General features: G+C 61.0%; 2 protein-coding genes. Both read right to left on the bottom strand.

Annotation, left to right across the window (positions count from 1 at the left end):
• Positions 1–32: 32 nt before the first annotated feature.
• On the bottom strand, positions 33–3,062 hold the full coding sequence (locus tag JMV15_RS27725) for a Tn3 family transposase (RefSeq protein ID WP_032432545.1): 3,030 nt from the start codon (positions 3,060–3,062) through the stop codon (positions 33–35).
• A complete protein-coding gene (locus JMV15_RS27730; protein ID WP_010465829.1) occupies positions 3,046–3,648 on the bottom strand; it encodes a recombinase family protein in 603 nt (200 codons plus the stop codon). Before JMV15_RS27730 ends, JMV15_RS27725 begins: the two co-directional genes overlap by 17 nt.
• Between the last annotated feature and the right edge of the window lie 91 nt (positions 3,649–3,739).

A 3,739-nucleotide genomic window follows, 5' to 3' on the forward strand; every position in this document is an offset into this window, starting at 1 on the left:
GGGGTTGTACGCCGGAATCCCAGAAATTTCCGTCAGCCCAGCTCCAGTCCCGCCACGAGCGCATCCAGGTCGATGAACTTGCCGTCAGTCTGGAAGGTGTAATGCCCGTTCAGCAGGATGTGCCGCCAGGCCGCTGGCGACATCTGCGTGATCAACGCCAGCGCCTTGGCATTGCCAGCTGCCTCGTACTTCGTCAGCAGCAGGGACAGGATCGCCGAGTTGTAGAAGATGATCGCGTTGCCGATCAGCCTGGCGCACTGGTTGCTGATCTCGATTTCGATGTCGGTGCGGCCGGTCAATTCCTTCTTCCCACCGACTTGGGCGATGGTCGAGCGTAGCTGGTGATAGGACTCAATGCGGTTCTGCGAGCGGTGAACATTACGCTCCAGTTGCGGGTCGCGCAGGTAGCGCAGTGTGTAGATACTGCGGATGAGCTTGTCGAACTCGAAGATTGCGCGCCGCGTCGGGTTCGGCGCCGTATAGGTGCACAGCTTGCGGATCAGCGTGCCCTGCGTCATTTCCTTCAGGCCCAGTGTGGCGACGATTCGGTCGATGTTCGCCTTCTCACCGACGATGAGTTGCCGGTCGATCTGGCCAGCCGGCCGGATCAGGCATTTCTCGTACAATGCCAGATCATCGGCGCAATACAGCTCCTGCAACTGGTCGTCGAGGTCGGTGAAGCGCGGCTCGAAACGAAGTCCGAACCAGTGCAGGATGGCGAAGTTGGCCTTGTTGATGCTGTGCATGTCGCCGGTGATCGCGCTCGGCACGATGTCCGACGTGTTGCGGTACCAGATGTCGAACACGTGGTGAGCCTCGTACTCGTGTGCGCCTATCAGGTAGCCGTTCAACGGCACGTGATTGCACAGCAGCGTGTAGGCGACGACGCCCTTGCCGCGGCCGAAATATTTGCGCGAGTAGCGCGCCTTCACAGTTGGTCGCTCGACGCCGAATTTCTGCCCATCAACGGCACCGTACAACGAATCGAGGTCGAACGAGTAATGCGGGAAGATCGGCAGTGCGGCGATGGCGTTGCTGATGCAATCGTTGGCCACATGTAGCGTCGCCTGGCGCAGGTACTGCTGGTAGGTACTCTCCAGGACGTGGTACGGGATGTCGCTGGTACGTGCCATAACCTGGTTGCCGTGGTTCATGGCTTGGGCAATGATCACCGCCATCAGACTGTCGGCGTCGGCTACCTTCTTCGCATAGCGTGGCTGCAATGGTGTCAGCGCCGACAGGAACTGGCACTGGCCGTTGACGAAGCGAAACACGTCGGCGACATCGCAGTATGGCAGTTGCTCGTAGAGAGCTTGCTCGCGCGCCTTCTGGTTCTCCCCCTTGGGCTTGCGCCAGGTCAGTCTCTGCGTGTCCTTGTCGTATTCCAGGTGCGTCAGCTTGCCCTGTTTCAGCTCGCGATTGAACGCCACCCATTGCGCACGCAACTCGGTCGCCAGTGCATCGAGCTGGGCACTGACCGGCTGCCGCAGGAAGGGGATGTCCATCTGCGCGAGCACTGCGGCTTTCTCGTCCATCGAAACCAACTCGTCGGACAAATGCCGGTGCTGCAAGCTATCGTCAATGTAGAGCTCGCCCGCCTGGAAGCGTTTCCTGACCTGACGGTAAAGCCAGAATTCGTAACGATCGGCATGCAGGCCTGTCGGCGTGCCTTCGGCATCGAACATCAGCAGGTACGGACGCAAGCGTTTCGGCAGCGTTGCCGCCGGACATTCGTCGAGTGGCCGTTGTGATAGGCGCTGCTGCTTGGCGAACACGCTCTTGGCCCAAGTCAGCGCCGCGAGCCATGGGTTATCGGGGGCCGTGCCGGCGAAGTCGAGCGCGACGTACAGCGGCCGTAGATGGCGTCGAATGCGTTCGGCCAGGCCGTCCACCGCCTGCCAGTGCAGCGCCAGTTTGTTCAGTGGCTTGACGCTCATGCGCTGCGCCGTGTTTTGCAGCAATTCCCTGGACATGATTTTGTAGGCGCGTTGGCGCACCTCGCCGAACGGCGTCGGATCGGCCACGCTGTCGTCCACGTACAGCGACAGCAGGCGGCCAACCTGCGGCGTTTCCTGATGGCGTCGCAGCTGTTCGGCGACAAAGGACTGTTTCGCACCCGTGCGGCTCTCGTCCTCAAGTTTTTTCATGTGGAAGGCCATCGCGTCGACCAGGTTGTCGGTGAGCTGCCGGTAACGTACCCAGGCATAGCACAGCAGGTAGAGCCGGGTCTGCTCCGCCTTCAGGTGGCGCAGGTCATGGACGGTATAGAAGTTCGCCAGGCTCGCGTAGTACAGCAGGTTCTGCTGCGAGATGCCGAGCTTGGGCAGCAGCGCCTTGGCGATCCCGTGCAAGGACTTCAGCGTGGCGCGCTTCTCGCGCTCCCCTGCCATCTGACGCCAGCCGAAATCTTTAGCGTCCTGCTTGAGCGCTGCCAGTTGAGACAGGGTGTCGTCACGCACCAGGAGCTGGCCCAGCGCAGCTTTGGCCGATTCGTCCAACACTTCTGCCAGCAAGCCGCCCAAGCGCCTGCGTTCGGTGGACAGGGCTTCACTGACCAGCTCTTGTAAGGTGGTGTGGCCGGGCCGGATGATTTTGTGCTCGCTGAGCCAAACGATCAGTTCGGCGGCCACGAATCCTGGCATTACGTCGCGCCGCACGATCTGTTCAGCCTGCTGTGCCAGTTGCGGCAGGAAGCTAGCCGCCCACGACCGGTAGCCGAACAGTTCGGCGATCTGACCCCTCTGGCTGTAGTGCTCATGCTTGGTGATCGCCTTGCGTTCGAACGCTTCGCCGTGGAAATAGCGACTCAGCACGAAGGCGCAATCGTCCTCGACCTCATGCCAATCGAAGCGGAAGAAAGCATGCTTGGCCTTGAAGTAGCCGATCTGCAAGACGCAATAGACTTGGGCCTGCAGGCTAGGCCGGCTGCTGGCGAACGCCAGTTCAGATTCGGTCAACGCCAGGTATTCCAGCCGCTGAGCATCGTCGAAGTCCGGTAGGCCGTACAAGGCTTCCTGCTCTGCGTCAGAAAAGACGGTGAGTAGCTTATTCTTGTTGCTCATCGACCGTCCTTCCCGCACCACGCCAACCTGCTCGCGTCAATGTTTCGATCAACGTAGTGCGCTTGACATTGAAGTTGCGGCACACCGCCGCCTTAGACATGCCGCCATCGAGCGCGGCGACGATGGCGTCCAGCTTCTCACCAGTGATCGCCTGCGGCCGGCCGCCGATCCGGCCGCGTTTGCGTGCGGCGGCCAAGCCCGCGACGACGCGCTCCTGAATCAAGGCGCGCTCGTACTGCGCGAGCGCACCGAACACCTGGAACAGGAATTCGCCCGAGGGCGTCGTAGTGTCCAGGTTCTCTGTCAGCGAGCGGAACGCCACCCGCTTGTCCTTGAGCGAAGTCACAATGGCGAGCAGGTGCGACAGCGAGCGACCGAGCCGGTCGAGTTTCCACACCACCAGCACATCGCCGGCTCGAACGAACTCAAGCGCCCGCGCCAAGCCGGCACGGTCATCCTTCGCGCCAGAGGCACGATCCTCAAACAGGTGACGCGGATCGACGCCGGCGGCGAGCAGCGCGTCGCGCTGCAAGTCCGTGCTCTGGCGGTCGGAGTCCGACGACACGCGCATGTAGCCAACCAACATAGGCGGATAACCATCAAAAACAGGTTTCCGCATAATAGTGAATAGCGATAGAGTTTTCCGTACATTTTTGAGGGGGTGTTGCACAGGTAGC

It is taken from the genome of Pseudomonas paracarnis (assembly GCF_904063055.1).
GTDB classification, from domain to species: domain Bacteria; phylum Pseudomonadota; class Gammaproteobacteria; order Pseudomonadales; family Pseudomonadaceae; genus Aquipseudomonas; species Aquipseudomonas paracarnis.

Bases quoted from the DNA above. Each gene is read 5' to 3' on its own strand.
- JMV15_RS27725 (WP_032432545.1), bottom strand. From the start codon at position 3,062: ATGAGCAACAAGAATAAGCTACTCACCGTCTTTTCTGACGCAGAGCAG.
- JMV15_RS27730 (WP_010465829.1), bottom strand. From the start codon at position 3,648: ATGTTGGTTGGCTACATGCGCGTGTCGTCGGACTCCGACCGCCAGAGC.